Origin of the sequence: Granulicoccus phenolivorans DSM 17626 = NBRC 107789 = JCM 15570, from assembly GCF_000423085.1 — a bacterium.
GTDB lineage: Bacteria > Actinomycetota > Actinomycetes > Propionibacteriales > Propionibacteriaceae > Granulicoccus > Granulicoccus phenolivorans.
The window spans coordinates 60,521-85,725 of sequence record NZ_AUHH01000011.1; the positions used below are offsets into that span (position 1 = coordinate 60,521).

Sequence of the window (25,205 nt, forward strand, 5' to 3'; positions counted from 1 at the left end):
TACCCGAGGAGACCGCCATGCCCGAGCACAGCGACGCCGGGAACCGGATCTCATGGGGGGCCCGCCTGTGGCGCTTCGTGAAAGAGCTCGCGATCGTGCTGATCGGGGCGTTGATCGTCTCGGCGCTGCTGCGCGCGTTCGTGTTCGAGCCCTTCGTCATTCCTTCCGGCTCGATGCAGCAGACCCTGGAGGTCAGCGACAAGGTCGTGGCGCAGAAACTCACCGAGTTCAAACGCGGCGACGTGATCATTTTCCGGGATCCGGGCCATTGGGTCAGCCGGACCGAGCACCAGCCGAACACCAATCCGGTCTCCAGTGCCCTGGAATTCATCGGCGTCCTGCCGAACAGCTCGCAGGATTACCTGACCAAGCGGGTCATCGGGACTCCCGGTGACCGGGTCAGTTGCTGCGATGTCCAGGGCCGGATCACCGTCAACGGATATCCGCTGACCGAGGACTATCTCTATACCGAGCCCAACGGGCAACGGGTGAAGCCGTCGGACCAGCCGTTCGATGTGATCGTGCCGGCCGGAAAACTGTTCGTCATGGGCGACCACCGCAACGCCTCGGCCGATTCCCGCTGCCACCTCACCCAGCCGGTGCCCGGCGGCAATACCGGCGACAACGCCTTCGTCCCGATTCAGAATGTGGTCGGACCGGTGGGTCTGATCGTCGCCCCACTGGACCGGTTCCAGCAGTTGAAGACACCCACCACCTTCGACGGCGTACCGCCCCCGGCCCAACCGGCACCGGCCGAGCCCTACATCGATACCCGGATCAGCTGCTGACGCCGAGGTCGCCGAGGGCCTGCTCGGCCGTCGATCGGGCCACCCGCGCGGAATCCCGCGCCCGGGTGGCCCGTTCCAATTCTTCCCGCAGGCGCGCCAGGGCCGCCACCCGCTCTGCCTCGACCTGTTCCGCGGCGACCACTGCGGCCCGCAGCCGGGCCACCTCTGCGCTCGCGGTCGTCGCGGCCTGCTCGGTCTCGGTCAGCGCGGCCGCAGCGGCTGCGGCGGCGTCCTCGGCATCGGCGAGGTCCAGATCAGCGCGCGCCAGGGCCCGCTCGGCCCGGCGTACCGCCGCGGGATCGACCTCGCGTACCGCCGCGGGATCGACTTCGTGTACCGCCCCGGGATCGACATCGGTCGGTTCCGCGCTTCCACTGGCGGCCCCGGCCGGGCGCAGCGCCACCACCTCGGCCATCGGCGCGAGCTCGGTCAGCCGCAGCGGGCCGAAGCCGGTCGGCTGCGCGGTCTGCGCCAGGATTCCCGCGCCGATCGCGGTGCCGAGTTCGGCATCGCTCATCCCGGCCTGCAGGGTCTGCACCACCTCCTGCCGCACCGCCGCGGTGGCGTGGTAGCCGCGCTGCTCCCCCGCCTCGACCGCCAGCCGGGCCAGTGCCGCCAGCACTCGGTTCCGTTCGGTCGACAGCGTGCGCAGTTGATCGGCGGCCAGGTCGGCGTGCGCCTCCCGCAGCGCCTCGGCCAACACGAGCAGGTCGGCCAACTCACTCGGGTGCTCGGCGGCCAGCAGATTCACCAGCCAGGCCCCGCGGGTGGGTTTGCGCAAAGCGGCCACGGCCTTGGCAACCTCGGGCTGCCCGGCCAGCTTTGCCTCTTTCGCCAATGCGGTGCGCCCGGTGACGAAAGCGCCCGGATCCCCCGCGTACAGGCGAGCGATCCGGGCAGTGAGGTCACGCACCCGATCGGGTCAGTTCGCGCGCTCGTAAGCCTCGCGAATTTCCTGGGGCACGCGGCCGCGGTCATTGACCGGCCAGCCGTTGGCTCGGGCCCAGGCCCGGATATCGGTCGGCGTCCCCTGCTCGGCACGAGTGCGCACCGCCCGCTTGCGACCGTCGCGGCGCGCATTGCGTACCCACGGATCCATCGCTTCACGCAGCCGCTTCGCATTGTCGTTGGACAAATCGATCTCGTAATCGGCGCCATCGATGGAGAACCGCAGGGTCTCAGCCGGCGTAGTGCCGTCCAGGTCGTCTTCGAGGATCACCCGCTGAGCCATTTCAAACTCCTTTATTCCTACTGATTGGGGGTACCCCAAGAATAGCCACACTATTCCGGGTACCACAAAAGACCAGAGTATTCCGATTCGGTAACGATGGACCCGAGCAATGATTTATGGATTCACCAGCGAATCCCGAGCGGAATCATCCGGGTCCACCGGATTTACTTATGGTAGTTCGGAGCGAGGGCTGAGCTATCGTGCAGAACATGCCACCGATCCCCGCCATTCGGTCGTTGCCCACCCGATTCACCGTGGGGTCCCCGGCCACCGCCCTGCCGACCGCGGCCTCGGTGCGGCACCTGGATCCCGGTCCGGAGCACCCGAGTCGGGCCGGCGTACTCACCCTGGCCGTGGATTATGACGCCGCCGGCCGGATCAGCACCGCCGAAGTGTCGATCGGGTTGTTGCACCGGGGGGTGGAAAAGCTCTTCGAGGTTCGCGACTATCGCCAGATCCTGTCCCTGGCCAACCGCCATGACTGGCAGGCGCCGGCGTTCGGGGAGCTGGCGGTGGCCCTGGCCGCGGAGCAGCTGCTCGGACTGGAGGTACCCCGCCGCGCGGTGTGGCTGCGCACGTTGCTGTCCGAACACACGCGCCTGGTCAGTCACCTGGGCTCGCTCAGCTGGCTCGCCCCGCCGCAGCGGCTGGGCCACTTGCGGGCCCTGCGGGAGCGGTTGCGTGAGCAACTGCGGCGCTGGACCGGTAATCGCATCCACCCGATGGTGGTCCGCATCGGCGGCGTCATCGCCGATGTCGGCAGCCAGTGGCTGGCCACCGAGGTGGCCCTGGCCGACGAGGTCGCCGCGTTCGCCGCCGAACTGTCCGGAGCCCTCCAGGAGCTCCCCACCGGGCTCGGCATCCTCTCCCCCGCCCAAGTGGACTCCTGGGGCCTCAGCGGCCCGGTGAGCGCCGCCAGCGGGGTGGACCGGGACCTGCGTCGCCGGCGGCCCTACCTGGCCTACGCCGAGTTGGCGGACTTGCTGCCCACCGCCCCGGAGACCACCAGGGATGCCCGGGCCCGACTGAGCGCGGTGGCCGCCGAACTGCCCGCCTCCGCGGCGTTGATCCGGGCCTGTGCCGAGCAGGCCCCCGGCGGGGTGATCACGGTGACGCTGCCGAAGATCCTGAAGCTCCCGGTCGGAGACTGCTACGTGGCCACCGCTGCCCCCTGGGGGCAGGCCGGGGTCCATCTGGTGTCGACCGGGCAGAAGACTCCCGCCCGGCTCCAATTGCGTACGCCCAGCTCCCGCAATGTGGCCGCGCTGGAGTCGGCGCTGCTCGGGGCCGACCCCGACCAGGTGCTGCCGATTCTGTGCTCACTGGGATATGTGATCGGCGACGTGGCCAAATAGGCCGCACCATTTCCCTTTTTATTGGAATGCCTCAACAATGAATACAGGCGCGTACCGAATGGTCGACCCGTTAAGTTGACCCGTTGAGTTGACCCATTGATTTTGGGGGCCTTTCGGACCCCCACGACTCCACCTCGCCGCAGGATACGAGGCTTTCCACTTTCGTGGGCAGTCTTTTGCATTGAGACATATCGTGTGTTATCAAGAACTCATGTCCCATTGTGTGACATCTTGTCAAAACACCGATTATTTGTTGAGGAATCACGAAAGCCCGATCCGGACGGATCGGGCTTTCGCGGTGGCGTGTTGGGGAGCAGGTCAGGCCTGCTTGCGTGCCTCACTGTCGGTGTGGCCGGGGAACGCCAGCTGCTCCAGGCTGGAGATGCTGGGGTGTTCACCGGTGTTCCACAGCTCCGCGGCGGTGGGCAGGGCCGCCCACTGCGATTCCGACATCGCGTACCGCGGCATCGAGACGACCTCGGCCCGGTCGGCGGATTCGGCTTCCTCGGCCTGGCGCAGCTTCTTGAGCTCGGCCTCGGCGCGGGACAGCTCCCGCTTGAGCCGGCTGATGGTCAGGTCGCGCTCGATGACGTCGGCCTGCAGATGGGCCTTCTCACCGAGCAGCGCGTTGATCTCGGTGCGCAGCCGGTCGATGTCACCGTGCAGCGCGGCCAGCTTGCCGTCGGCGCGGTCGTTGTAGGACTTCATCACCGAGAGGACCTCGCCGTTGTGCTGGCGCTCGACGCTCAGGTGCTGGCCCTGGGTCTGCATGGACTCCCGGATCTCCGCGCGAGCCTCGGCCTGGGACCGGCGGACGGCCTTCCAGGCGAACTGCAGGGCGACCAGACCGGCCACCAGGGCGATCGCGATGCCCGCACGAACCACCCACACCGGCCCGAAAGCCGCCGCGATGGCCACAACGGCACCAGCTGCCAGAGTGATGATCCCGGCGCGTCGCAGAGCGTTGACGCCGGACTGCTTAGTTTTGGTGGATTCGCTCACACGCCGACTCTATGAGAGCACCCAGCGACTTCCCCGCAGGTATCCGGCGTGTTGGGACATGTTTCCTGCCGGCTCGTGCCGCCCGGGCGTGTCGGGCGAGGATCGGGGCCGCGGACCGGCCCCGCACCGGGTCAGTACGCCCCGTCGCCGGCGTCGGATTCCCCGCCGGATTCCCCGTCGGGTGGTTCGGGAACCTTGCAGTAGTGCTCCAGGACCAGCCCGGCCGCCGACAGGGCCGCAGCAGCCAGCGCGGAGACCGCCGCAACCAACACCCGCTGCAACGGGCCGGGGGCACCGAGATCGGGCAGGGTGAGCAGCACCACCGCCAGGTAGCCGCCGAACACCGCCGCCCCGCCGAGACCGGCCGCCTTCCCCAGGACCAGGTAGATCACCGCTTGGCGGGGTTCCACCGGCTCCCGGCGCACCTGGATCCGATTGCGGGCACCCCAGGCGATCCCGGCGACCAGCAGGGCAATGAAACCGATCCACAGCGCCCCGAGCCAGGGCAACTGCGGGGGGCCGCTCACCACCTGCGTGGCGGTCAGGACCAGCCCGCCGAACACCGCACCCAGGGCCGCCGCGAGCAGCAGGTGCCGGGGACGCGTGGGCCGAACGGTGCCGACGGGCTCGCTCACCGGGCGCGGTGGCTTCAGTCCTCGATGACCAGGTCGGCGCGCAGGCGTACGCCCTGGTCCGGGGTCGCGGCGATCAGATCGGCGACCCGGCCCTTGCCCGGCAGTTCGGCCTCGGGATCGACGGCCAGCCACGGGATCAGCACGAACGCGCGCTGATGGGCGTCCGGGTGCGGCAGCACCAGCCGGTCGGTGTCCACGGTGCGCCGCCCGACCATGACCAGATCCACATCGAGGGTGCGCGGGGCGTGCTCGATGGTCCGGACCCGGCCGAAGGCCTCCTCGATCGCCTGGGCGCGGTCCAGCAGCGTCAACGGCTCCTGGGTGGTGTCCCCGACCACGACGATGTTCAGGAAGTCGGGACTGCCGGCCGGGGCATCGACCGGGGCGGTCTCATAGACCGGGGAGACCGCGGCGATCATCAGATCGGGGGTGTCGCGCAGGGCGGCGACCGCCGCCTGCAGATTCTCCAACCGGTCGCCCAGGTTGGAGCCGACAGAATACACGACCTGGGTCAACGGCTTCATGCCACTGAGGGTGTCGACGTCGAACGCGCCGGGAATGGTGCTCACAGGGCTGCTCCTTCTTCGGCGGCGCGATGCCGCACGATCGTCACGCTGATGTCACTCAGCTCCACCGCCACGGGGGCGTGGGGTTTGTGTACGGTCACTTCGGCCTCCACCACGCGGGGGCGGGCGAGGCAGGTTGCAGCGAGCCGCTCGGCGAGCGTCTCGATCAGATTGACGGGATCACCGGCCACGTCGGCCACCAGGGCTGCCGACAGCTCGGCATAGTCGACCGTACGGGTCAGGTCATCACCGGCCGCAGCATCGGCGATGTCGATCCCGAGGCAGACATCGAGGTAGAAGTCCTGCCCGGATTCGCGCTCGGAGTCCAGCACGCCGTGATAGCCGAAGGCCTTGACTCCGGTCAGTCGGATGCGATCCATCCCACTCCTGTCCTTAGCGGTCTCTCATCACTGCCGCAGACAGTAACGCGGTTTCGGTTCGATATCATCCCCGATCGGCAACTTCGGACTCCGGACGCATCGCCTCGACCACCGCGATCGCGTCCCGATGCGGCCGTGCGGTGTGGGTCCGGACCGCCCAGATCCGGCGTACCGCGAGCAGTGTGGTGAGCGCCACCGTGGCCACATCGCGCTGTCGCGGCGGGCGCAGGCGGTCCTCATCGGCCAACAGCCGGCCCAGGAATTGCTTGCGGGAGGCGCCGATCAGCACCGGGAACCCGAGCGCGGCAAAAATATCGAGGTGGCGCAGCAGATCCCAGTTGTGCGCCCCGGTCTTGGCGAAGCCGAGTCCCGGATCGATCACCAGGTTCTCCTCGCGTACGCCGGCGGCCAGGGCGGCCTCGATCCGGGCGCTCATTTCGTCGCGGACATCGGCGACCACATCGCGGTAGCGGGCGGCGGCGTCCATCGTGACGGAGTGGGCGCGCCAGTGCATCGAGATGTAGCCGGCGTCATGATCGGCGACCAGCGGCAGCATCCGGGGGTCGGCGAGTCCGCCGGAGACGTCGTTGATGATCTTCGCCCCGGCCTGCAACGTCGCCTCGGCCACTTCGGCCCGCATGGTGTCCACCGACACCGTCACCCCGGCGGTAGCCAGGGCTCGGACCACCGGCAGGATCCGACGCAGTTCCTCGGCGGGCTCGGTCCGGGTGATTCCGGGTCGGGTGGATTCGCCGCCCACATCGATCAGGTCGGCCCCCTCGGCGACCAGCGACTCGGCGTGGTGGATGGCCCGCTCGTAGTCGTACCAGTCGCCGCCGTCGGAGAAGGAATCCGGGGTGACGTTGACGATGCTCATGACCATCGTCCGGTCCTGGCTGGGGATCATTGGCCCACCCTAGTGCGATCGATCGGGGCCGAGCCATCCGATTGCGGCCCGGTCCCGGCGGCCGAGTCCCCCGCCGCCGCGGTACGCCGCCGGGCCCGCAGCACCAACAGCGCGGCCACCACCAGGGCCAACACCACCCCACCGCCGATCACCCACGGCAGCACCGGCGGGACCGGCGCCGGCGGCGCCTCCGGCAGGGTGTCACGCAGGTACTGCCCGATCGCCGCGGTGGCCGGCGCGAGCTGCTCGCCGGTATAGCCCCCGTGGATCGGCCGGGTGCGGCTGAGTTCCTGGTCCACGGTGACCGCATTGGTCAGCACCCGCCACAGTCCCGCGCCGGAATCGCAGACCAGGTCGCCGGAGGCACAGACGGTGAACATCCGCGCGGTGTCGCCGCCCACGGCGTACCGGTAGCGGGTGGCGATGGAGGACAACTGGGCGGTGTCGGCGCTGCCGTCGCCGAGTTGCTTGGCGGCCAGGGCGGCCGCGACCGGGCCGAACTGGCCCTGCTGCCGGGCCTGGGCGGCGGCCTCGCGCAGGTAGTACAGGCTCGGCATCAAGCCGGTCGAGGTCTCGGTGGAGTCCCCGAGCCGGGTCAGTCGCTGACCGGCGTAGTGGGCCGGATTGCCGACCAGGACCGCCCCGGCCAGTCGATCCGTGCCCTCGGTGCCGGGCAGGCCGGCGATGACTTCGTTGACGATCTGCGCCCCCTGGGAGAAGCCGGCCAGGACCCAGCGCTCCCCCGGGCAGCGCGCCCGGGAGTCGGCGAGCACCTCGCTCAGCCGGGTCACCCCGGTGGCGACCGAATCGGTGTAGGCATTGGCCGGCAGCGGATCGTTGAACAGCAGTTTGTCCAGCCCGAGTGTCAGCAGCACCTGGGGCGCGGTCGCCGGATAGTCGAGATAGACCTGCCGGACGGTGCCGGTCGGGGTCCCCTGCGGCGCGGCGGTCTGGCCGACCAGTTGGTCGCGCACGGTGGTGACCGTGGGCCCGTAGGGCGCCTGTTCCCCCGAGCCCCGGGCACCCACGAACAGCAGGTCCGCGCAGGGTTGCTCGGCCGTCGCGCCGGAGGCGACCGGGTCCGGGGCCCAGGTCAGTCCGCCGACCGGAACCGCGTACGCGGGGGTGGGCAGCAGGCCCAGGAGCAGGGCCAGGGACAGCAGCAGAAGGGGAAGCCGTTTCATCGGGTCCCAGGATAGGCGGGACGCCTCCCCCCGCCGATCCCGACGACGGCCGATCCGGCGGCTCAGCCGCCCAGGATCAGGCTCATCGCCTCGGCCCGGGTGGCGGGATCGCGCAACTGGCCGCGCACCGCACTGGTCACCGTCTTCGACCCCTGCTTGCGCACCCCGCGCATCGTCATGCACATGTGCTCGGCCTGGACCACCACGATCACCCCGCGCGGCTGCAGGAACTTCATCAACGCATCGGCCACCTGGGTGGTCAACCGTTCCTGGACCTGGGGGCGGCGGGCATACACATCGACCAGGCGGGCCAACTTGCTCAGCCCGGCAACCCGGCCGGAGGCACTGGGGATGTAGCCGACATGGGCCACGCCGGTGAAGGGCACCAGATGGTGCTCGCAGGAGCTCCACAGTTCGATGTCCTTGACCAGCACCATCTCGTCGTGGGCGACGTCGAAGGTCTTGTCCAGCACGTCGGCCGGATCCTGGTGCAGCCCGGCGTACATCTCGGCGTAGGCGCGCGCCACCCGGTCCGGTGTCTCCTGGAGTCCGTCCCGATCCGGATCCTCACCGATCCCGATGAGAATTTCGCGCACGGCGGCGGCGATGCGGTCATGATCGAACCCAGTCATACCGCGAAGAATGGCACAGTGCCGAGGATTCGTGAGCGAGTCCCGCTGTTCGGCGAGACTGCCGCACCCCGCGGCCGCCGGTTAGGGTCGGCCCGTGGTGAAACGGGTGTGGGTGATCGGAATCGGCCCCGGCGGCATCGACCAGGTGACCGTGGCGGCGATTCGCGCGCTGAATCGGGTCGAGGTTTTCCTGGTGCCCGACAAGGGCGCGGCCAAGCACGATCTGGTGGCGCTGCGGGAGCAGATCTGCGCGACCTACATCGATCATGATTACCGGATCATCGAGGTCCCCGACCCCGAGCGCGGACCCGATGCCGAGCGCAGCGCCGACCAGTACGCCGGCGGGGTCCGGGACTGGCACCGCGCCCGGGCCGATCGGTACGCCGAACTGCTCACCGGGCTGCCCGAGGCCGACGCCGGGTTCCTGGTCTGGGGGGACCCGGCCTTCTACGACTCGACTCTGCGGATCCTGGACACCCTGCAGGCCGACGGGCTGGAGTTCGAGGTCACGGTGGTGCCCGGGATCTCGGCGATCCAACTGCTGGCCGGCGAGCACCGCACGGTGCTGAACCGGATCGGGCAACCCATCCACATCACCACCGGCCGGCGGCTGGTCGCCGACTACCGGGCGTACGGCAGCGACCTCGGCGACCTGGTGGTGATGCTGGACGGCGCGCTGACCTGCCGAGAACTGCGCGCCGAGCCGCTGGAGATCTTCTGGGGGGCGTATTTGGGCGCGCCCGAGCAGGTACTGCGCCGGGGGCGACTGGACGCGGTGATCGACGAGATCGTCGACCTGCGGGCCCGGTTGCGCGCCGCGCACGGCTGGATCATGGACACCTATCTGCTGCGCCCGATCACCCCGGCGGGCCCCACCCCGTAACCGCGCTGCGTCGGTCGGGTCAGTTCCGGGGCTGGTGCAGGCCCCACCGGTGCCCGAACGGATCGATCAGCCAGCCCCGCCGCTCGCCGGTGTCCTGATCGCTCGGCTCCCGGTCGGCGGTGGCGCCGGCCGCGATCGCCCGGGCGTACGCCGCGTCGACATCGTCCACCGCGAGCACCATCGCCACCGTGCTGTGGCCCAGCGTCGCCGGCGCGTACGCCCCGTACTCGTGATACTCATCGGACAGGAAGAACAGGTCGTCGCCGATCCGCAGCGTGATGTGACCGATCCTCCCGTCCTCCTCGTCGTAGCGCTCCCCGGTCTCCTGGGCCCCGAAGGCCGCGGCATAGAACGCCACCGCAGCCACCCCGTCATGCACCGTCAGGTACGGAATCAGCCGTGTCATCAGGTTCTCCTTCCCCCGTGCGGACGGTCGGGCGACCGCCCCGGTCCCACGCCGGAACCTCGCCTCCCACGCTAGAACCTCGCGTTACGTGAGGTGCAAGGGCCAGCACCAGCTGTCCAGAACTTCCGCTATCTCGATACACCCGCTATCTCGATACACCCGCAATCTCGATATGCCCGCTATCTCGATATGCCCGCTATCTCGATATGCCCGCTATCTCGATACACCAGGTAGCTTGCACAACAAGGTACCTTGTTTTAAACTGAAGGCGTGCCGAACAATCGTGAGACCGAAGCCTGGGGCTCCCAGATCCGCAAGGGGGTCGTGGAACTGGCCGTGCTCGGCCTGCTGGCCGCCGAGCCGCGCTACGGCTCCCAACTGGTCGACGACCTGGCCCACTATCCGGCCCTGGCGATCAGCGCGGGCACGATCTATCCGCTGCTGTCCCGGCTGCGCAAGGCCGGCCTGATCGAGTCCACCTGGGCCGAGTCCCCGGTCGGACCACCCCGCAAGTACTACGCCCTGACCCCGACCGGCCGGACCGCCCTGACCGCGATGACCGACGCCTGGGCCGAAGTCACCAGCACACTCAACCGCATCCTGCAGGAGGGATCATGAGCATCACCGACCTCGCCGACCTGTCCCCGAGCGCCCGCCGTACCGCCGAGGAATTTCTGTCCACCACCCCCGCCGACCTCCGCGACGACCTCCGGGCACACCTGCTCGACTCACTGTCCCCCGCGGCCACCGACGCCGACGTGCGTAGCGTTATCGCTGCCCTGGGACCGATCGGGGACGGCACCGCGCGCCGAGGCCTGCGCGGCCGGCTGCTCGGCATCCCCTACGACTTCACCGCCCCCACCTGGGACAAGATCATCTCCCGGACCTGGAACCCCGCCGACCCGCGGATCTGGCAACCGCACCTGTTCGGGATCGGCTGGACCCCGAACCTGGGCGCCATCGCGGCCCGGCTGGGCCTGATCGAGCCCGATGCGGAGGATGATCCGCTTACTACCGCCCCGCTGAGTCCTGCCGCGATCCTCCCGGCCGCGGTCGCCACCATGGCGGTGCTCGGCTCGGCGGCCGTGCTCGGCCGGTCCCTGCCGGATCGGGTGGGCCGCGGCTGGCGCGTGGACGGCACACCCAAGCAGGTGGGTTCCCGGGCGCGCGCGATCGCCGGATCGATCGGCTGGACCGCGGGCCCGACCGCGGCGGTGGCCGCGGCCCTCGCCGCGGGTGCCGGGACAACACCGGCGCAGCGCCGCAACCGCGCCGGCGCGGTGGTGGTCGCCACCGCCATGGCGACCGGGACCGCCGTCGATTGGCTGGGGGTGGTGATCCGGGCCCGCAGTGGACGTCCGCAACCCTGGGTCGGACCGGCCGCGATCCTGGCCGCGGCCGGGTCGGTCTTCGGGATTCTGCTCACCCAGGCCCGCCGCGGCCGGCGCGCCGAACAGGATCGCGACCTGTCCGGGCCGCACTGACGGCCGCACTGGCGAGCCCGGCGTACCGGCGGCTCAGTCCTCCAGGTCGCCCTCGACATCCAGGTAGACCTGCTGCAACTGCTGCAGCAGCGCCGGATCGGGCTGCTCCCAGAGTTCCCGCTCGGCCGCCTCGTGCAGCTTCTCGATGATCCCGCGCAGCGCCCACGGGTTCGCCTGCCGCAGGAACTCCTGGGTGGTCTCGTCCAGCACATAGCTGGCCGCCAACTGTTCGTACATCCAGTCCGGCACCACCCCGGCGGTCGCGTCGAACCCGAACAGGTAGTCCACCGTCGCGGCCAGCTCGAAGGCGCCCTTGTAGCCGTGTCGGCGCATCGCCGCGATCCACCGCGGGTTGACCACCCGGGCCCGGAAGACCCGGGTGGTCTCCTCGGCCAGGGTGCGGGTCTTCACCGCCTCCGGGGTGGTGGAGTCCCCGACGTACGCCTTCGGGGCCTGCCCGGTCAACGAGCGCACCATCGCGACCATGCCGCCGTGGTACTGGTAGTAGTCGTCGGAGTCGGCGATGTCGTGCTCGCGGGTGTCGATGTTCTTGGCCGCGACCTGGATCCGGCGATAGTTGTTCTCCATCGTCTCCCGGGCCGGAACGCCGTTCATCCCGCGCCCGTACGCGAATCCGCCCCAGGTGGCGTACACCTCGGCCAGATCGGCATCCGAGCGCCAATTCCCCGCCTCCACCAGCGGCAGGATGCCCGCCCCGTAGGACCCCGGCTTCGACCCGAAGATCCGCGTGGTGGCCCGGCGCTCGTCCCCGCCGGCGGCCAGGTCGGCCTGCGCGTTGGCCCGGACGAAGTTGACCTCCTCGGGCTCATCGAGGGCGGCGACCCGGCGTACGGCATCGTCGAGCAGATCGAGCACGTGCGGGAACGCGTCCCGGAAGAACCCGGAGATGCGGACGGTCACATCGATCCGCGGGCGGCCGAGCTCGGCGGTCGGGATGACCTCCAGCCCGGTGATCCGCCGGGACGCCTCGTCCCAGACCGGGACCACCCCGAGCAGCGCCAGGATCTCGGCGATGTCGTCCCCGGAGGTCCGCATCGCCGAGGTCCCCCACACCGACAGCCCGACCGAGCGCGGATACTCCCCGGTCTCCTCCAGATAGCGCGCCAGCAACGAATCCGCCATCGCCCGACCGGTCTCGTACGCCAGCCGCGACGGGATCGCCTTGGGATCCACCGAGTAGAAGTTCCGCCCGGTCGGCAGCACGTTGACCAGCCCGCGCAGCGGCGACCCGGACGGCCCGGCCGGAATGTAGCCACCCGCGAGCGCGTGCAACACCGCATCGATCTCGCCGCTGGTCTGCGCCAACCGCGGCACCACGTGCTCGACGGCGAATCGCAGCGCGGCCGCCACCCCGGCCGGATCCGGCGCGTCGAGGCGGGACACCAGGGGGTCGATCATCTCGGCCTGCCACCCGGTCGCGGCCAGCGCGGTGACCAGGTTCCGCGCGGTCTGCTCGACCTGATCGGTGCGGGCCCGGTCCTCCGGCGCGTCCCCGGCCGGCAGCCCGAGCGCGACCCGCAACCCGGGCACCGGATCGCCGCCGCCGGAGAAGATCTGGTTGGCCCGCAGGATCGCCAGCACCAGGTTGACCAGTTCCTGCCCGGTCGGGGCCACGCCGAGGGTGTGCAGCCCGTCGCGGATCTGGACATCCTTGATCTCGCACAGCCAGCCGTCGACGTGCATGACGAAGTCGTCGAAGTCGTCGTCGGTGGGGCGCTGGTCCAGTCCCAGGTCATGGTCCAGCTTGGCCGCCTGGATCAGCGTCCAGATCTCCCCGCGCAGCGCGGGCGCCTTGGCCGGGTCCATCGCCGAGACGTTGCCGTACTCATCGAGCAACTGCTCCAACCGGGCGATGTCGCCGTAGGTCTCCGCCCGCGCCATCGGCGGCACCAGGTGGTCCACGATCGTGGCGTGGGCCCGCCGCTTGGCCTGCGTCCCCTCGCCGGGGTCGTTGATCAGGAACGGGTAGATCAGCGGGACCGAGCCGAGCGCGGCGTCGGGCCCGGAGTCCGCGCCGAGGGCCAGGTTCTTGCCGGGCAGCCACTCCAGGTTGCCGTGCTTGCCGACGTGCACGATCGCGTCGGCGCCGAAGCCCTCCTCCAGCCAGCGGTAGACCGCGAGGTAGTGATGGGTCGGCGGCAACTCCGGATCGTGGTAGATCGCGATCGGGTTCTCCCCGAAGCCCCGCGGCGGCTGGACCAGGATCACCACATTCCCGGCCCGCAGCGCGGCCGCGACGAGTTCGGGTTCCGCACCGGAGTCGTCGACGAACACCGATCCCGGCGCCGGCCCCCAGGCGTCGGTGATCCGCTCCAGCAGCGCGGCCGGCAGGTCGGCGGTCCAGGCGGCGTACTGGCTCGCGGTGATCCGCACCGGCTGGCCGGCCAACTGCTCACTGGTCAGCCACTCCTCGTCCTGGCCGCCGGCGGCGATCAGCGCATGCATCAACTGGTTGCCGCGAGTGGTCAGCAGCGACTCCCCCGGCACCTGCTCGATCGCGCCGGTGCCCGGAATCTCCCCGGCCGCGCCGATGTCGTAGCCGGCCTCGTGCATCGCGAACAGCAGCCGGATCAGCGAGGCCGGGGTGTCCAGCCCGACCGCATTGCCGATCCGGGAATGCTTGGTCGGGTACGCCGAGAGCACCAGGGCCACCTTGCGCTCGCCGACCGGGATGTGGCGCAGTCGGGCGTACTTGACCGCCAGGCGTGCCATTCGGGCGCAGCGTTCGGGATCGGGCACGTAGTGCGGCAGCCCGTCGGCGTCGGTCTCCTTGAACGAGATCGGGACCCCGATGATCCGCCCGTCGAACTCGGGCACCGCGACCTGGGTGGCCACATCCAGCGGGCTCATCCCCTCAGCGGAGGCCTCCCAGGTCGCCCGGTCCCAGGTGAGACACAGCGCCTGCAGGATCGGCACGTCCAGCGCGGCCAGCGCCTGCACGTCCCAGGACTCATCGTCGCCGCCGGCCTGGGCTTGCGCCGGTCGGGTGCCGCCGGCGGCGAGCACCGTGGTGATCAGCGCGTCGTAGTCGGCCAGCCGGGTCAGCAGGTCGGCCGGGGGTTCCCGCAGCGAGGTCACGAAGATCGGTACGCCGATCCCCCCGGCCGCGTCGATCGCGTCGGCCAGGGCCTGCACGTAGGCGGTGTTCTCGGCGGCGTACTGGGCCCGGTAGAACAGCACCGCGACCTTCGGTCGGGCCGGGTCGACCGGTTCGGGGCGGTCCAGCGCCCCCCACAGCGGTTGCTCGAGGACCGGCTCGAAACCGACCCCGTCCAGCAGCACCGTGTCGCACAGGAACGCGTGCGCATTGGCCAGGTTCTCCTTGCCGCCCTGGGCCAGGTAGAGGTGGGCCTGCGCGCCGACGTTGCGGGGCACGGTGGACAGTTCCATCAGCGCGGCGTCCGGCAATTGCTCGCCGCCCAGCACGACCAGCGGCTTGCCGGCCGCCCGCACCGGTTCGAAGGTGGGCGGCAGGGCCTGCACCGAGCCGAGGAACCGGAAGACGATCAGGTCCGCCGCCCGGGCCAGTTCCGCCGCCCGCTCGGGACCGATCCGGGTGGGATTCGCGTACGCCCAGTCCGCCCCGCACGCCCGCGCGGACAGCAGATCGGTGTCCGAGGTCGACAGCAGCAGAACAGTGGACATGGAGCCTCCTGGAACAACGGCGGACGCGGGACCGGCCCGGCCCTGCACCGGTACGTGGGACAGATCACAGCCCACGGACCGAATATGGACCCTAGCCGGTTTCGGGTGAATGGGGTCCGGGCACCTACAGTGGAGCCATGGCGACGAACCTACCCGGCGGCAATGGCGCCCCGGACCGGTCCCGGGGCGACCTGTGCCCCGGCGTGCTGACGCCGTTCTCCGCAGCCGACGGCGCGATCATCCGATTGCGCGCCCCCGGCGGCCTGGTCGCGGTGGCCACGCTGCGCCGCCTGGTCGAGCTCGCCGAGACCCACGGAGCCCCCTTCCTGCAACTGACCTCCCGCGGGAACCTGCAACTGCGCGGGCTGCCCGACCCGCTCGGGCCGGACCTGGTCGCCGCCGTGGACCGGACCGGACTGGTGCCGTCGGCCAGCCACGAGCGGATGCGGAACCTGCTGTGCTCCCCGCTGACCGGGATCGAGCCGCGCAACACCCCGACCGGGCCCGCCGCCCGGACCCCCGATGTACGCCGGCTGGTGATCGAGACCGACCGCCTGCTGCGCGCCGACCCGGATCTGGCCCGGCTGCCCGGCCGGTTCCTGTTCGCCTTCGACGACGGCCGGGGCGACGTGCTCGCCGAACACTGGGATCTGGCCTGGGAAGCCACCGACGCCGAGACCGGCACGCTGCGGGTCGGGCCCCGACACGGGGTGCCCGGGCTGCCCGTCGGGGCCGCGGCGAGCACCCTGCTGGAGCTGGCCCGGGCCTTCCAACGCGTCCGCACGACGCTGTCCCCGACGCCCTGGCATGTCCGGGAACTGCCCGATCCGACGGTGCTCGGTGAGGCCGTGGTCGCCGTGCCCGCCCCGGTGTGCGGCCCGCAGCCGGCCGATGGTCCGATCGGGTCGGCGATGGTGCTCGGCGTACCGCTGGGCCGCTTGACCGGCCCGCAGATCGACCTGCTGGCCGAGTTCGGGGAGCAGGTCGTGCTCACGCCGTGGAAGAACCTCGTCGTCCCCCGCGTCGCCGCGAGCCGGCTGGGCGTCCTGCGCCGGGCCGGCTTCATCACCGCACCGCAGGACACCTGGGCCCAGGTGACTGCCTGCACCGGCCTGCCCGGCTGCCGCAAGTCGAGCATCGACACCCTGCGCCTGGCCCAGCAGCTGGTCGATGCCCTCCCGGTACCGCCCCGGCTGTCGGTCCACCTGGTCGGCTGCGAGCGGGCCTGCGGCACGCCCAGCCGCGAACACGTCACCCTGGTCGCCCCCGCCGGCGTGGATGAGGCACTGCGCGCCCTGTGAGCCGGGGTAGGTTGCCTGGAGCCGGAGCTGTGCCCGCAGCTGGGCCCGACCCGCGAAGGAGGACCATGCCGACCGCCCCGACCCGTCGCTACGCGTATGAGACCGACGGAACCGAGATCTACCGCCGGTCCTTCGCGACGATCCGGGCCGAGACCGACCTGAGTGGCTTCGAGCCCGACACCGCCACCGTCGTGGTGCGGATGGTGCACGCCGCCGGGGACACCGGCCTGGCCGAGGTGATCGAAGCCGGCCCCGGCCTGGTCCCCGCCGCCCGCGGCGCGCTGCGGGCCGGCCGGCCCATCTTCACCGACGCCTTCATGCTCGCCTCCGGGATCACCCGCAAGCGGCTGCCGGCCGACAACGAGGTCATCTGCACCCTGCGCGATCCGCGGACACCGGACGTCGCGGCCGCCTGGGGCACCACCCGCTCCGCGGCCGCGGTCTCGCTGTGGGGAGAGCGGCTGGACGGGGCGGTCGCGGTGATCGGAAACGCCCCCACCGCGCTGTTCCACCTGCTCGAACTGATCGCCGACGGCGGCCCCCGGCCGGCGGCCATCATCGGGGTCCCGGTCGGCTTCATCGGGGCCGCGGAATCCAAGCGGGCGCTGGCCGAGAGCGACCTCGGCATCCCCTGGCTGGTGGTGCACGGCCGCCGCGGCGGCTCGGCCCTGGCCGCGGCCGCGATCAACGCTCTCGCCCACGAGAACGAGCTGCCGGCATGACCGGCCACCTGTACGCCGTCGGCGTCGGCCCCGGCGACCCGGATCTGGTGACGGTCCGGGCGGCCCGGCTGATCGGACAGACTCCCGTGCTGGCGTACTTCTCCGGCCCGCGCGGGACCTCCATCGCCCGCGGCATCGCCGATCCCTACGTCGGCGAGCCGATCGAGGAACTGCTGCGCTACCCGGTCACCACCGGGACCACCGATCACCAGGGGGGCTACTACGGCGCGATCGAGGAGTTCTACGACGCCGCCGCCGACCGACTCGCCGCACATCTGAGCGCCGGCCGCGATGTGGTGGTGCTGGCCGAGGGCGATCCGCTGTTCTACGGCTCCTACATGTACCTGCACGACCGGCTCGCGCCCCGCTTTCCGGCCACGATCGTGCCCGGGGTCACCTCGATGCAGGGCGCGACCGCGGCCCTGGCCCAGGGACTGGCCCGCCACGAGGACGTGCTGACCGTGCTCCCCGGCACCCTGCCGGTGCCCGACCTCGCCTGGCGGCTGGCCCAGACCGATGCCGCGGTGGTGCTCAAGTTGGGGCGTACCTTCCCCGGCGTACGCGAGGCGCTGCGGCAGGCCGGGCGACTGGAGGATGCCTGGTTCGTGGAACGGGCCAGCCAGGACGGCGAACGCGTGCAACCGGTTGCCGACGTGGACGAGTCCACGGTGCCGTACTTCTCGATGATCGTGGTCGTCGGGCGGGACAACCGGGCCGACAGTGCCGGTCGTTCCGGGGCGGTCCGTCGTTCCGAAAGTGCGAAACGTGTCGACGCCGGCAACCACAATGGAAGCCACCCCTCGTCCGGCGCCGGCACGGTGAGTGTGATCGGGCTGGGGCCGGGGCCGGCGTACTGGCTCACCCCGGAGGCCGCCGCCCGCCTCGCCGAGGTCGGCCACGTCTACGGCTACGCCCCCTACGTGGACCGGGTCCCGCAGCGCCCCGGGCTGCAGCGGCACCCCTCGGGCAATACCGTCGAGGTGGACCGGGCCCGTGCGGCGCTGGCGATGGCCGCCCGGGGCGAGGCGGTCGCGGTGGTCTCCGGGGGCGATGCCGGGATCTTCGGCATGGCCTCGGCGGTGTTCGAGGCCGCCACGGACCCGGCGTACGCGCACGTGCGGGTCGAGGTGCTCCCCGGAGTGAGCGCGGCCCAGGCGGTCGCCGCCCGGGCCGGGGCGCCGCTGGGCGCCGACTTCGCGGTGCTCTCCCTGTCCGACCGGCTCAAACCGTGGCCGGTCCTGGCCGAGCGGCTGCGCGCCGCGGCCCGGGCCGACCTGGTCCTCGCGCTGTACAACCCGCGCTCGCGCAGCCGGCCCACCCAGCTGGCCGACGCCCGCGAGGTCCTGCTGGAGGTCCGCTCCCCCGACACCGTCGTGGTGGTCGGCCGCGACATCGGGCGGGCCGAGGAATCGCTGACGGTGACCACCCTCGGCGATTTCGACCCGGCGACCGTCGACATGAAATGCCTGGTCCTGATCGGGGCCGCCAGCACCCGGGTCACCCCCGCCGGCCAGGTCTGGACCCCGCGGTTCGTCGAGGTCGTGGCCCCGCACTGAGCCGCCGGACCGGCCGCGGGGCCTCTGGCGCCCGGCATCCGGCAGTGCTACGTTCACTTCAATCATGCTCTGCGAGCGCCGAGGAAGCCGGTGATACTCCGGCACGGTCGCGCCACTGTGACCGGACCGCCCAGGTCCGGAAGTCAGGAACTCCGCTCGCCGGGCCCCAGTGAGATCGGGACGCGAAATCCCGAGTAGGGAGCACAGATGCATATCGCCGAGGGGTTCCTGCCCCCCGCGCACGCCGTGGCCTGGACCGTGGCGGCGGCCCCGTTCGTCATTCACGGCGGGTACCGCGTGGTCAAGCTCGTCCGCGAGAAGCCCGAAGCCCGCCTGCTGCTCGGCGCGGCCGGCGCATTCACCTTCGTTCTGTCGGCAATCAAGCTGCCGTCGGTGACCGGCTCCTCGAGTCATCCCACCGGTACCGGGATCGGCGCGATCCTCTTCCGGCCGCCGGTGATGGCCTTCCTGAGCACCATCGTGCTGATCTTCCAGGCGCTGCTGCTGGCCCATGGCGGCATCACGACGCTGGGGGCGAACGTCTTCTCGATGGGGGTGGTCGGGCCCTGGGTCGGGTACGGCATCTTCCGGCTGTGCCGGGCCCTGCGGGCACCGGACCTGGTCGGCGTCTTCCTCGGGGTCGCGCTGTCCGACCTGTCGACCTACTGCGTCACCTCCGTCCAGCTCGCCCTGGCCCATCCGGATGCGGCCTCCGGTTTCGCCGGCGCGCTGGTGAAGTTCGCGAGCCTGTTCGCGATCACCCAGATTCCGCTGGCGCTGGCCGAAGGGGTGCTCGGCGTACTGCTGCTCCGGGCCCTCTTCCGGATCGCCCGACCCGAACTGATCAGCATCGGCTTCCTGCAACCGCCGGCCGCCGAAACCACCGGAAAGGAATCCGCGCATGCCTGAGCAGCCCTCGCCCCAGCAGCCCTCGGTCGCGGTGCCCCCTTCCACGGGTGGGCCGGCCGAGCGAACCGAGTCGCAGCCGGGCCGCGCCAAATACTCGGGGGCGGTGACGATTGCGCTGCTGGTCGCGCTGGTCGCACTGGTGGTGATCCCGTTCCTGATAGCACCCGCTCCCCCGGCCGGTGAGGAAGGGTTCGGCGGGACCGACGCCACGGCCAGCCAGCTCGTCGAGGAGCAGGGCTACACGCCCTGGGCCTCCCCGCTGATCAACCTCGGCAGCGGCGAGATCGAGTCCGGCCTGTTCGCCCTGCAGGCCGGACTCGGCGGCCTGATCCTCGGGATCGCGGTTGGCCGGCTGTCGGCCCGGCGGCGGACCGAACAGGCGGTCGCCGCGGTTCGGGCCGAGCTCGCTGCGGAGACCGAGAACCGCTGATGGCGGGCCCCGCGGTCGATCGGGCCGCGTGGAGCAGCCCGTGGCGGCAGCGCAGCGTCGGCGACAAGGCCCTGCTGTGCTTCGGGCTGCTGGCGGTCGCGATCGCCGCGCCGCAGTGGCCGGTCGCGGTGGCGGTGCTGCTCATCGCGTCCGTGCTGGCGCTCGGACCGGCCGGCATCCGCCCGCAGCTGTGGGCCCGCTCGGTCGCCGCGCCCTATACGTTCATCGGGATCGGTGCGGTCTCGGTGTTGTTCGCCGTGGGGGCTGCCCCGACCGACGCGCTGTGGCAGGCGGGGCCGGTCTCGGTGTCGGCGCAGACCGTACGCGACGGGTTTCTGCTGCTGTGCCGGGGTTTCGCCGGGACCGCCGCGGTGCTGCTGCTGGCCACGACCACCCCGATCGTGGATCTGCTGCAGGCGCTGCGCCGGTGGCGGATCCCGGATCCCTTGCTCGAGGTGGCGTCGTTGACCTATCGGTTGCTGTTCCTGTTGTCGGCGATGACCGGCACGATCCGGGCCTCCCAGGAGGCCCGGCTGGGCTATGACGGGCTGCGGCGCGGCTACCGGTCGCTGGGCACGCTGCTGTCCAGCACGCTGCTCCGGTCCTGGGACCAGGCTCGCCGGATGGAGGACGGGTTGGCCGGGCGGGGCTACGAGGGGGCCCTGCGTACGCTGGCCCGCCCCAAACGGCACTCGGCCCGCTTCGTCGCGGGGTCGGTCGGGTTGCTGGTGGTCCTGGTGGTGCTGGCGGTGCTGCCGTGGCGGTGACGATGGAGGTACGCGGGATCGATGCGGCGTACCTGGATCATCCGGTGCTCGCGCAGGTCTCGTTGTGCCTGACCGGGCGGACGGTGCTGCTGGGCGCGAACGGTTCGGGCAAGACCACCCTGTTGCGGGTGCTGTCGGGAGCCCATCGTCCGCTGGCCGGCGAGGTGTTGGTGGGCGGGACCCGGCTCAAGCACACCCGGGACGGGCTGCGGGCCCATCGCCGGCAGGTGCAGCTGGTGCTGCAGGATCCCGACGACCAGTTGTTCTCCGCCGATGTGGCCGCCGATGTGTCCTTCGGTCCGCTCAACCTGGGCCTGCCCGAAGCCGAGGTGCACGACCGGGTCGCCGAGGCGCTGGCGTTGCTGCAGATCACTCACCTGGCCGAACGGCCCACCCACCAGTTGTCCTACGGGGAACGCAAACGGGCCGCGATCGCCGGGGCGGTGGCGATGCGGCCGCAGGTGCTGCTGCTGGACGAGCCGACCTCCGGGCTCGATCCGCAGGGGGTGCGGGAACTACTGGCGACGCTGGCCGGGCTCGAAGCGCACGGGACGATGCTGGTGATGGCGACCCATGACGTCGACCTGGCGCTGGGCTGGGCCGACCAGGCGGCGGTGGTGAGCGGGGGCGGGGTGGTGCACGGCCCGGCGGCCGAACTGCTCAACGACGTCGACCTGCTCACCCGGGCCCGCCTGCACCGCCCCTGGCCGCTGGAGCTCAGTGCCCGTCTCGCGGTCCGCGGCCTGGTCCCCCCGGGACTTCGGCCGCGGACCCTGGAAGAGGTGATCAGCGTTCTCGACGCCGGCCCCGAGCACTGATTCGACCCGGGCCGGAGCGTTCACTGTGTCGCGGTGACCGCCTCGTTCTGCGTGAAGCGCAGGAACCGGCCGGCGAGCGCGACCGCGATCAGGCCGAGCACGATCAGCCCGCTGAGGTAGAGCGCCAGCTTGGTCGTGTCCAGCCCGACGACCAACTGCTGGGCGATCAGCGCGGCGACCCCGGCCCCGGCGACGGTGGCCAGCACGAAGCTCAGTGACAGTCCGGTGTAGCGCGCCCGGACCTCGAACATTTCACTGAGGAAGGCGCCGAGGGGGCCGAACATCGAGGCCTGGATCACCGCGTTGCCGAGCAGGAAGCCGAGCGCCACCGGCAGGGTGCCGCCGTGCCGGAAGAGCGCGAACATCGGCCAGATCAGCACCAGCGAGGCGCCCATGCCGATGAGCATCATCCGCTGCCGGCCGATGATGTCGGACAGCCAGGCGAAGAACGGGATCGCCGCGGTGTGGAAGACATAGGACAGCGACAGCAGCAGCAGCGCCTGACTGCGGTCCATGCCGTGATTGTTCACCAGGAAGGGCACCATGTAGCTGCCGAGGAGGCCCTGGACGAACAGCGAACAGGTCCCGGCGAGCACGCCCAGGAGGACCTGGCGGGGGTACTTGGTGAACACCAGTCCGGCCGGCACCACGGCCTGCTCGGATTCCTCGACGATCTTGGTGAACTCCGGGGATTCCTCCAGCTTGCGCCGGATGTAGAGGCCGAAGATCACGATGACCGCAGACAGCAGGAACGGCACCCGCCAGCCCCACGACATCAGCTGCTCGGTCGGCAGCAGGGCGACCAGGCCGAAGGAGAGGGTGCCCAGAACGGCACCGAAGGGTCCGCCGGCCATCGCCAGGGAGGCACTGAAACCCCGCCGGCCCGAGGACGAATGCTCCAGCGACATCAGCACCGCACCGCCGTACTCGCCGCCATAGGCCAGGCCCTGCACGACGCGGAGGACCACCAGCAGGATCGGGGCCGCCGCACCCCAGGAATCCGAACCCGGCAGCAGACCGATGCCGACCGAGGAGGCCCCCATCAGGCCCAGGGTCACCACCAGCACGTTGCGGCGACCGAGGGTGTCACCGATGTGGCCGAACAACAGGCCACCCAACGGGCGGGCGATGTAGCCCGACAGCAGGATCACGAAGGACAAGGTGTAGGCCAGGCCCGGTTCGAGGCCCGCGAAGAACACCTTCGGAAACACCAGCCCCGCCGCAGCGGCATACAGCCCGAAATCGTAGGACTCCATGGTCGAGCCGATGAAGCCCGAAACCCGGGCCCGTTGCGCCTGCTTGCGCCGCTCGGCCGGCTGCACCGTTCCCGTGCCGGGATCGACCGCCTCAACCTCGTTGTTGATTGTCATGACACTCCTTGCCGCACCCGGGGCGGGGTGCCCCGATTGATCGGCAGGAGTTCACCAGCCGGCTCCCTTCACCGGACAGTGGAGGAACCTTTACTCGGGCAAGTGACAGGGAGGCGACATCCGTGCGCTGTCCCGCGGCGTGTCGGGGGTGATTTCGGCAACCGCTGTCGGCTGCCTGTCACTCGGGGTCAGTAACCCGGCCCGATCGGCTGGCGTAGAGGTGGGATTCGACGAAGTCCTCGGCGGCCAGCGCCCAGCCGACCAGGATCACCGCCGCCTGGGTGAGCCCGACGGCCTCGACCTGTTCGCCGATATCGGCCAGGGTGCCGCGCAGGATCTGCTCGCTCGGCTGGGTGGCGTTGGCGACCACGACCACCGGACAGTTCGGGCCGTAGTCGGGAATGAGCCGCTCGGCCAACTCGCGGGTACGCCGGATCGCCAGGTGCAGCACCAGGGTGGCCCGGGTGGCGGCGAAGTTCTCCAGCACCTCGGTCGGCGGCATCTGCGTGGAGTCCCGCTGCGCCCGGGTCAGCACCACCGATTGGGCGACCTCGGGGACGGTCAGCTCCTTGCCGATCAGCGCCGCCGCCGCGGCATAGGCGGGCACCCCCGGGGTGATGTCCCAGGGCACCCCGGCGGCATCGAGGCGCCGGGTCTGCTCGGCCACCGCGGAGTAGATCGACGGATCCCCCGAGCAGAGCCGGGCCACATCCTTCCCCGCCCGGTGGGCGGTGACCAGCACGTCGATGATCGCGTCGAGGTTCAGGTGTTGGGAGTCGACCAGTTCGGCGTCCGGGCCGCAGTGCTGCAGCGCGTGCTGGACATAGGTGCCGGCGTACACGCAGACCTCGCTGGTGCGGATCAGTTGGGCCCCGCGCAGGGTGAGCAGGTCCGCGGCGCCGGGTCCGGCACCGATGAAGTGGACGGTCATGAATCCTCCCGATTCGAGCTGCTGGTGGGGGTCGCGAACCACTGCACGACCGGGCGGGCCGGCCGCCAGCCGTGGTAGCGGCCGATCCGGTCGAGCTGTTCGACCCCGATCCGGGTGATCTCACCGCCGTGGCGGGCCTGGGACTCGTGCAGCAGCACTTCGGTCTCGACGGTGACCGCGTGCACCACGATCCGGCCACCGGGCCGCAGCACGGCCCAGCAGCGCTCGATCAGCTCGCTGCCGGCTCCCCCACCGACGAAGACGGCATCCGGTGCTGGCAGGTCGCTCAGCGCGGTCGGATCGCCGGCATCGGCGTCGACGATCCGCACCTGGTGACCGACGCCCAGCCGTCGCGCGTTCGCCTCGGCCCGTCGGGCCCGGTCCGGGTTCCGCTCGATCCCGTAGGCCATCGCGCGCGGATGCGCCCGGCACCACTCGATCGAGATCGACCCGGCGCCGGCCCCGATGTCCCACAGCACTCCCGGGCCCGGTCGCAGCATCGCCAGCGCCCCGGCGCGGACCTGCCGCTTGGTCAGTTGGCCGTCATGGTCGAACACCTCATCGGGCAGTCCTGGTGCACTGCCCAGCGGGATCCGGTCATCGAGGCGGCAGTCCACGCAGACGATGTTCAGTCCCGGGATTGCCGGCACTCCGGGACCGTCGGCGGACCAGGCATCGGCCCGGAGGTCGAGCCGGGATTCCGCGGGCGTAGCGAGGTCGCCGAGCACCGTCAGCGCCGATCCGCCGTAGCCGTCCTCGGTCAACAGCGCCGCCAACTCGCCCGGGGTCTGCGGGCCGGTGGACAGCACGATCAACTTCTCCCCCGGCGCCAAGTGGCGGCGGATCCGCTGCGGATCCCGGCCGACGACGGTGACCACGACCGATTCCTCCGCCGACCAGCCCATCCGGGCCCGGGCGTACGCGACCGAGGAGATGCCCGGGTGGATCCGCACCGCCGCGGCGCCGAGGAACTCGATCAGGGTGCTGCCGATACCGGAGATCAGTGGGTCGCCCGAGGCCAGGACGACCGCCCGGCGATCCCCGATCCGCGCCAGCAGATCGGGCAACCCGGCCCGCAGCGGGGAGGGCCAGGGCAGGTCTTCGCGGCCGGGTCGCGGGGCCAGCATGGCCAAGTGACGGGCCCCGCCGATCACCACGTCGGCGCGCTCGAGCAACTGCCGTTGCGCCGGTCGCAGGGAGTCCGGACCATCGGCCCCGATTCCGACCACGTCGATCCCGACCTCTTCATGCACCCCGACAGCCTACGGGCCCGCGGCCGCCC

The 25,205-nt window shown here is 70.9% G+C and carries 26 protein-coding genes and 1 riboswitch; of the genes, 12 read left to right on the forward strand and 14 right to left on the reverse strand.

Going from position 1 to position 25,205, the window contains the following annotated elements; all coding sequences use genetic code 11:
- Positions 1–17: 17 nt before the first annotated feature.
- Complete coding sequence (lepB, locus tag G531_RS0106040) at positions 18–788, forward strand: signal peptidase I (protein ID WP_026926556.1); 771 nt, start codon at positions 18–20, stop codon at positions 786–788.
- Here lepB and G531_RS20820 read toward each other — a convergent pair.
- Together G531_RS20820 and G531_RS0106050 are read right to left on the reverse strand one after the other, a co-directional pair.
- The gene (locus tag G531_RS20820) at positions 778–1,701 is read right to left on the reverse strand and encodes a hypothetical protein (protein WP_051215126.1); all 924 of its coding nucleotides are present in this window, start codon (positions 1,699–1,701) and stop codon (positions 778–780) included. The two genes, lepB and G531_RS20820, sit on opposite strands and share 11 nt — an antisense overlap.
- Positions 1,702–1,710: 9 nt before the next feature.
- Positions 1,711–2,019, reverse strand: a complete 309-nt coding sequence (locus G531_RS0106050; protein ID WP_026926557.1) for a histone-like nucleoid-structuring protein Lsr2 — start codon at positions 2,017–2,019, stop codon at positions 1,711–1,713.
- A gap of 209 nt (positions 2,020–2,228) precedes the next feature.
- Between G531_RS0106050 and G531_RS0106055 the strand changes: the two genes are divergently transcribed.
- Positions 2,229–3,374: an NADH-quinone oxidoreductase subunit D-related protein gene (locus G531_RS0106055; protein WP_145978593.1), complete on the forward strand. Its 1,146-nt coding sequence runs from the start codon at positions 2,229–2,231 to the stop codon at positions 3,372–3,374.
- Between the two features lie 318 nt (positions 3,375–3,692).
- Here G531_RS0106055 and G531_RS0106060 read toward each other — a convergent pair whose 3' ends face one another.
- The 7 genes from G531_RS0106060 to folE form a co-directional block, all read right to left on the reverse strand.
- Positions 3,693–4,376: a hypothetical protein gene (locus G531_RS0106060; protein WP_145978592.1), complete on the reverse strand. Its 684-nt coding sequence runs from the start codon at positions 4,374–4,376 to the stop codon at positions 3,693–3,695.
- 131 nt (positions 4,377–4,507) lie between these two features.
- Positions 4,508–5,011 carry a DUF3180 family protein gene (locus G531_RS20825; RefSeq protein ID WP_051215128.1) on the reverse strand — a complete coding sequence of 168 codons (504 nt, stop codon included), beginning with the start codon at positions 5,009–5,011 and terminating at the stop codon, positions 4,508–4,510.
- 14 nt (positions 5,012–5,025) lie between these two features.
- Positions 5,026–5,580 (reverse strand): 2-amino-4-hydroxy-6-hydroxymethyldihydropteridine diphosphokinase, encoded by a 555-nt coding sequence (folK, locus tag G531_RS0106070; protein ID WP_026926560.1) that lies wholly within the window; start codon positions 5,578–5,580, stop codon positions 5,026–5,028.
- On the reverse strand, positions 5,577–5,957 hold the full coding sequence (gene folB, locus G531_RS0106075; RefSeq protein WP_026926561.1) for a dihydroneopterin aldolase: 381 nt from the start codon (positions 5,955–5,957) through the stop codon (positions 5,577–5,579). The genes folK and folB overlap by 4 nt, the downstream gene beginning before the upstream one ends.
- Before the next feature lie 64 nt (positions 5,958–6,021).
- Positions 6,022–6,864: a dihydropteroate synthase gene (gene folP / locus G531_RS0106080; RefSeq protein ID WP_026926562.1), complete on the reverse strand. Its 843-nt coding sequence runs from the start codon at positions 6,862–6,864 to the stop codon at positions 6,022–6,024.
- Positions 6,861–8,048, reverse strand: coding sequence for a cutinase family protein (locus G531_RS20830; RefSeq protein WP_051215129.1), 1,188 nt, complete (start codon positions 8,046–8,048; stop codon positions 6,861–6,863). Before G531_RS20830 ends, folP begins: the two co-directional genes overlap by 4 nt.
- Before the next feature lie 62 nt (positions 8,049–8,110).
- On the reverse strand, positions 8,111–8,680 hold the full coding sequence (gene folE / locus G531_RS0106090) for a GTP cyclohydrolase I FolE (RefSeq protein WP_035757811.1): 570 nt from the start codon (positions 8,678–8,680) through the stop codon (positions 8,111–8,113).
- A 94-nt stretch (positions 8,681–8,774) separates the two neighbouring features.
- On the opposite strand from folE, the gene cobF reads away from it, so the two are divergent.
- Positions 8,775–9,563, forward strand: coding sequence for a precorrin-6A synthase (deacetylating) (cobF, locus tag G531_RS0106095; protein ID WP_026926564.1), 789 nt, complete (start codon positions 8,775–8,777; stop codon positions 9,561–9,563).
- 19 nt (positions 9,564–9,582) lie between these two features.
- Here the strand turns inward: cobF and G531_RS20835 are convergent, their stop codons facing one another.
- Positions 9,583–9,969 (reverse strand): VOC family protein, encoded by a 387-nt coding sequence (locus G531_RS20835; protein ID WP_051215130.1) that lies wholly within the window; start codon positions 9,967–9,969, stop codon positions 9,583–9,585.
- Between the two features lie 270 nt (positions 9,970–10,239).
- Here G531_RS20835 and G531_RS0106105 point away from each other — a divergent pair, with 270 nt between their 5' ends.
- Together G531_RS0106105 and G531_RS24405 are read left to right on the forward strand one after the other, a co-directional pair.
- Entirely contained in the window at positions 10,240–10,587 is a 348-nt protein-coding gene (locus G531_RS0106105; protein WP_051215131.1) for a PadR family transcriptional regulator, read from the forward strand.
- Positions 10,584–11,453, forward strand: a complete 870-nt coding sequence (locus G531_RS24405) for a DUF5808 domain-containing protein (protein WP_051215132.1) — start codon at positions 10,584–10,586, stop codon at positions 11,451–11,453. Before G531_RS0106105 ends, G531_RS24405 begins: the two co-directional genes overlap by 4 nt.
- A 33-nt stretch (positions 11,454–11,486) precedes the next feature.
- Here G531_RS24405 and cobN read toward each other — a convergent pair whose 3' ends face one another.
- Positions 11,487–15,119, reverse strand: a complete 3,633-nt coding sequence (gene cobN / locus G531_RS0106115) for a cobaltochelatase subunit CobN (protein WP_026926566.1) — start codon at positions 15,117–15,119, stop codon at positions 11,487–11,489.
- Between the two features lie 137 nt (positions 15,120–15,256).
- On the opposite strand from cobN, the gene G531_RS0106120 reads away from it, so the two are divergent.
- The 7 genes from G531_RS0106120 (at position 15,257) to G531_RS0106150 (ending at position 21,622) form a co-directional block, all read left to right on the forward strand.
- Positions 15,257–16,420 (forward strand): hypothetical protein, encoded by a 1,164-nt coding sequence (locus G531_RS0106120; protein ID WP_026926567.1) that lies wholly within the window; start codon positions 15,257–15,259, stop codon positions 16,418–16,420.
- Between the two features lie 65 nt (positions 16,421–16,485).
- Entirely contained in the window at positions 16,486–17,142 is a 657-nt protein-coding gene (locus G531_RS0106125; RefSeq protein ID WP_026926568.1) for a precorrin-8X methylmutase, read from the forward strand.
- Positions 17,139–18,698 carry a precorrin-2 C(20)-methyltransferase gene (locus G531_RS0106130; protein WP_026926569.1) on the forward strand — a complete coding sequence of 520 codons (1,560 nt, stop codon included), beginning with the start codon at positions 17,139–17,141 and terminating at the stop codon, positions 18,696–18,698. Before G531_RS0106125 ends, G531_RS0106130 begins: the two co-directional genes overlap by 4 nt.
- Before the next feature lie 53 nt (positions 18,699–18,751).
- Positions 18,752–18,897: riboswitch (adenosylcobalamin (AdoCbl) riboswitch) on the forward strand.
- A gap of 8 nt (positions 18,898–18,905) precedes the next feature.
- Positions 18,906–19,607 (forward strand): energy-coupling factor ABC transporter permease, encoded by a 702-nt coding sequence (locus tag G531_RS0106135; protein WP_026926570.1) that lies wholly within the window; start codon positions 18,906–18,908, stop codon positions 19,605–19,607.
- The gene (locus G531_RS20845) at positions 19,600–20,037 is read left to right on the forward strand and encodes an energy-coupling factor ABC transporter substrate-binding protein (RefSeq protein ID WP_081683875.1); all 438 of its coding nucleotides are present in this window, start codon (positions 19,600–19,602) and stop codon (positions 20,035–20,037) included. Before G531_RS0106135 ends, G531_RS20845 begins: the two co-directional genes overlap by 8 nt.
- Complete coding sequence (gene cbiQ / locus G531_RS0106145; RefSeq protein WP_026926571.1) at positions 20,037–20,804, forward strand: cobalt ECF transporter T component CbiQ; 768 nt, start codon at positions 20,037–20,039, stop codon at positions 20,802–20,804. The genes G531_RS20845 and cbiQ overlap by 1 nt, the downstream gene beginning before the upstream one ends.
- A gap of 2 nt (positions 20,805–20,806) precedes the next feature.
- Positions 20,807–21,622 carry an energy-coupling factor ABC transporter ATP-binding protein gene (locus tag G531_RS0106150; RefSeq protein WP_051215140.1) on the forward strand — a complete coding sequence of 272 codons (816 nt, stop codon included), beginning with the start codon at positions 20,807–20,809 and terminating at the stop codon, positions 21,620–21,622.
- A gap of 20 nt (positions 21,623–21,642) precedes the next feature.
- Here G531_RS0106150 and G531_RS20850 read toward each other — a convergent pair whose 3' ends face one another.
- The 3 genes from G531_RS20850 to cbiE form a co-directional block, all read right to left on the reverse strand.
- Positions 21,643–22,992 (reverse strand): MFS transporter, encoded by a 1,350-nt coding sequence (locus G531_RS20850; RefSeq protein WP_051215133.1) that lies wholly within the window; start codon positions 22,990–22,992, stop codon positions 21,643–21,645.
- Positions 22,993–23,170: 178 nt separating this feature from the next.
- A complete protein-coding gene (cobM, locus tag G531_RS0106160; RefSeq protein ID WP_026926573.1) occupies positions 23,171–23,923 on the reverse strand; it encodes a precorrin-4 C(11)-methyltransferase in 753 nt (250 codons plus the stop codon).
- Complete coding sequence (gene cbiE / locus G531_RS0106165) at positions 23,920–25,176, reverse strand: precorrin-6y C5,15-methyltransferase (decarboxylating) subunit CbiE (RefSeq protein ID WP_026926574.1); 1,257 nt, start codon at positions 25,174–25,176, stop codon at positions 23,920–23,922. The genes cobM and cbiE overlap by 4 nt, the downstream gene beginning before the upstream one ends.
- Positions 25,177–25,205: the final 29 nt, after the last annotated feature.

Bases quoted from the DNA above. Each gene is read 5' to 3' on its own strand.
- lepB (WP_026926556.1), top strand. From the start codon at position 18: ATGCCCGAGCACAGCGACGCCGGGAACCGGATCTCATGGGGGGCCCGC.
- G531_RS0106050 (WP_026926557.1), bottom strand. From the start codon at position 2,019: ATGGCTCAGCGGGTGATCCTCGAAGACGACCTGGACGGCACTACGCCG.
- G531_RS0106055 (WP_145978593.1), top strand. From the start codon at position 2,229: ATGCCACCGATCCCCGCCATTCGGTCGTTGCCCACCCGATTCACCGTG.
- folB (WP_026926561.1), bottom strand. From the start codon at position 5,957: ATGGATCGCATCCGACTGACCGGAGTCAAGGCCTTCGGCTATCACGGC.
- folP (WP_026926562.1), bottom strand. From the start codon at position 6,864: ATGATCCCCAGCCAGGACCGGACGATGGTCATGAGCATCGTCAACGTC.
- G531_RS20830 (WP_051215129.1), bottom strand. From the start codon at position 8,048: ATGAAACGGCTTCCCCTTCTGCTGCTGTCCCTGGCCCTGCTCCTGGGC.
- folE (WP_035757811.1), bottom strand. From the start codon at position 8,680: ATGACTGGGTTCGATCATGACCGCATCGCCGCCGCCGTGCGCGAAATT.
- G531_RS20835 (WP_051215130.1), bottom strand. From the start codon at position 9,969: ATGACACGGCTGATTCCGTACCTGACGGTGCATGACGGGGTGGCTGCG.
- G531_RS24405 (WP_051215132.1), top strand. From the start codon at position 10,584: ATGAGCATCACCGACCTCGCCGACCTGTCCCCGAGCGCCCGCCGTACC.
- cobN (WP_026926566.1), bottom strand. From the start codon at position 15,119: ATGTCCACTGTTCTGCTGCTGTCGACCTCGGACACCGATCTGCTGTCC.
- G531_RS0106120 (WP_026926567.1), top strand. From the start codon at position 15,257: ATGGCGACGAACCTACCCGGCGGCAATGGCGCCCCGGACCGGTCCCGG.
- G531_RS0106125 (WP_026926568.1), top strand. From the start codon at position 16,486: ATGCCGACCGCCCCGACCCGTCGCTACGCGTATGAGACCGACGGAACC.
- G531_RS0106130 (WP_026926569.1), top strand. From the start codon at position 17,139: ATGACCGGCCACCTGTACGCCGTCGGCGTCGGCCCCGGCGACCCGGAT.
- G531_RS0106135 (WP_026926570.1), top strand. From the start codon at position 18,906: ATGCATATCGCCGAGGGGTTCCTGCCCCCCGCGCACGCCGTGGCCTGG.
- G531_RS20845 (WP_081683875.1), top strand. From the start codon at position 19,600: ATGCCTGAGCAGCCCTCGCCCCAGCAGCCCTCGGTCGCGGTGCCCCCT.
- cbiQ (WP_026926571.1), top strand. From the start codon at position 20,037: ATGGCGGGCCCCGCGGTCGATCGGGCCGCGTGGAGCAGCCCGTGGCGG.
- G531_RS0106150 (WP_051215140.1), top strand. From the start codon at position 20,807: ATGGAGGTACGCGGGATCGATGCGGCGTACCTGGATCATCCGGTGCTC.
- G531_RS20850 (WP_051215133.1), bottom strand. From the start codon at position 22,992: ATGACAATCAACAACGAGGTTGAGGCGGTCGATCCCGGCACGGGAACG.
- cobM (WP_026926573.1), bottom strand. From the start codon at position 23,923: ATGACCGTCCACTTCATCGGTGCCGGACCCGGCGCCGCGGACCTGCTC.